The sequence below is a fragment of the Shewanella sp. 11B5 genome (assembly GCF_002836795.1).
In the GTDB taxonomy this organism is placed as follows: Bacteria; Pseudomonadota; Gammaproteobacteria; order Enterobacterales; family Shewanellaceae; genus Shewanella; species Shewanella frigidimarina.
The window spans coordinates 1-2,033 of the sequence record NZ_PJAP01000683.1; the positions used below are offsets into that span (position 1 = coordinate 1).

Below are 2,033 nucleotides of genomic sequence, written 5' to 3' on the forward strand. Positions count from 1 at the left end.
TGTATCGAGTGAATACTCATTGGTGTCTGTAGGCTAAACATCAATGCTAATTATCTACTTAAAGATTGTTAAGTAAGTGGTGGAGCTACACGGGATCGAACCGTGGACCTCTTCACTGCCAGCGAAGCGCTCTCCCAGCTGAGCTATAACCCCGTCTTACTTAATGCTTTTGAATATGCTACTAGAAAAAATCTAACATCATGTCTCAACTGCGAGGCGCATTCTATGCAGCATACCCAAAAGTGTCAACTCGTTTTTTAGGAATTTATTCTATCTGCTACAAATTCAATCGCTTTGGATATTCTTTGTGCAGATCTTTCTTTTCCGATTAAGAACAAGGTTAAATCTAATGCAGGAGACTGTCCTGCGCCAGTAACCGCAACGCGTAAAGGCATACCTACTTTACCCATGCCGACATCAAGTTCTGTCGCTGTGGCTTCAATAACGTTGTGAATATTCTCTACGCTCCAATCATTTAGTTCAGATAACTTTTGATTGAACAATGTTAAAGGCTCTAGTGCCACGCCACGTAGATGCTTCTTAGCTTGTGCTTCATCGAAGTTATCAAAATCTTCATAGAAGTAACGGCTTGAAGCGGCTAATTCTTTTAATGTTTTCGCTCGTTCTGATAATGCTGTAACAATTTCAGTTAACGCTGGACCATTGCTAGTATCAATTTTCTGATCATCCATATGCCATTGTAAATGTGATGCGACATAAACAGGATCGAGAGACTTGATATAATGTTGGTTTAACCAAATAAGCTTATCAGTATTAAAAGCTGAAGCAGCTTTATTGATATCATTTAACTTAAACAGCGTTTTCAACTCTTCCATTGAAAATATTTCTTGATCGCCATGAGACCAACCTAAGCGAACAAGATAGTTTAATAGTGCTTCTGGTAGATACCCGTCATCACGGTATTGCATAACGCCCACAGCACCATGACGTTTAGATAGCTTGGCGCCATCGTCACCTAGAATCATCGACACATGTGCATATTCAGGGATCGGTGCGCCTAATGCTTTAAGTATGTTGATTTGGCGTGGCGTATTATTGATATGATCTTCACCGCGTACAACGCAGGTAATACCCATGTCCCAGTCATCTACTACAACACAGAAATTATAGGTTGGTACACCATCGGTACGCTTAATGATTAAATCATCAAGCATATCGTTAGAAATTTCGATTCGACCACGAACGTGATCATCAAATATAACACTGCCTTCAATTGGGTTTTTAAAGCGAATGACAAAAGGTTCGCCAGTGTCACGAGGTGCAAGGTTACGACAACAACCGTCATATTTCTGTTGCAAACCTTGCGCAGCTTGGTCTTCACGCATGCTCTCAATGCGTTCACGCGAGCAATAGCATTTGTATGCAGTGCCTTTGTCTAGCATTTGCTCAATAATTTCATTGTAACGATCAAAACGTTTAGTTTGGTAATAAGGACCTTCATCCCAAGTCAAACCTAACCAGTTCATACCGTCAAGAATGGCATCACATGCTTCTTGAGTTGAACGTTCAATATCAGTGTCTTCAATACGAAGTACAAATTCACCATTGTTAGCACGTGCGTGCAACCATGAATAAAGTGCTGTACGAGCACCACCTACATGAAGAAAACCAGTTGGACTTGGAGCAAAACGCGTCTTAGTAGTCATAATCGGACACTAACCTATTTATAAACGTCTAAAGAAGACAAACAAAAAAATGTGCCGCTATTCTAACAGTCAAACCCAGCAGTTGAAATGGTGGACTTTCAAACCTAGGGAGGTTTTTGGATTTTCTTTATTTTTGATCACAATCCCTTGTTCAACAAAGCATCAAAGCGAACAATTTTAGTCCGACTGACATTATTTTAAATAAAAAGCGTTGACAGGTTTTGCTTGCCCCCTATAATACGGCCCCACACAGCGAGGTCGATTAGCTCAGCTGGGAGAGCACCTCCCTTACAAGGAGGGGGTCACTGGTTCGAGCCCAGTATCGACCACCATATTTTTATTTATGGATTATAACTGTTAATTATA

At 40.6% G+C, this 2,033-nt stretch carries 1 protein-coding gene and 2 tRNA genes; 1 reads left to right on the forward strand and 2 read right to left on the reverse strand.

All coding sequences use genetic code 11. From position 1 onward, the window contains the following. Positions 1-77: 77 nt before the first annotated feature. A tRNA-Ala gene (locus CXF78_RS15270) sits at positions 78-153 on the reverse strand. A 104-nt stretch (positions 154-257) separates the two neighbouring features. Then, positions 258-1,667: a glutamate--tRNA ligase gene (gene gltX, locus CXF78_RS15275; RefSeq protein ID WP_102037270.1), complete on the reverse strand. Its 1,410-nt coding sequence runs from the start codon at positions 1,665-1,667 to the stop codon at positions 258-260. 256 nt (positions 1,668-1,923) lie between these two features. Between gltX and CXF78_RS15280 the strand changes: the two genes are divergently transcribed. Further along, positions 1,924-1,999: transfer RNA gene (locus CXF78_RS15280), tRNA-Val, on the forward strand. The last annotated feature ends 34 nt before the right edge of the window (positions 2,000-2,033 follow it).

Excerpts from the sequence above, each read along its gene's own strand:
- gltX (WP_102037270.1), bottom strand. The coding sequence starts at position 1,667 with ATGACTACTAAGACGCGTTTTGCTCCAAGTCCAACTGGTTTTCTTCAT.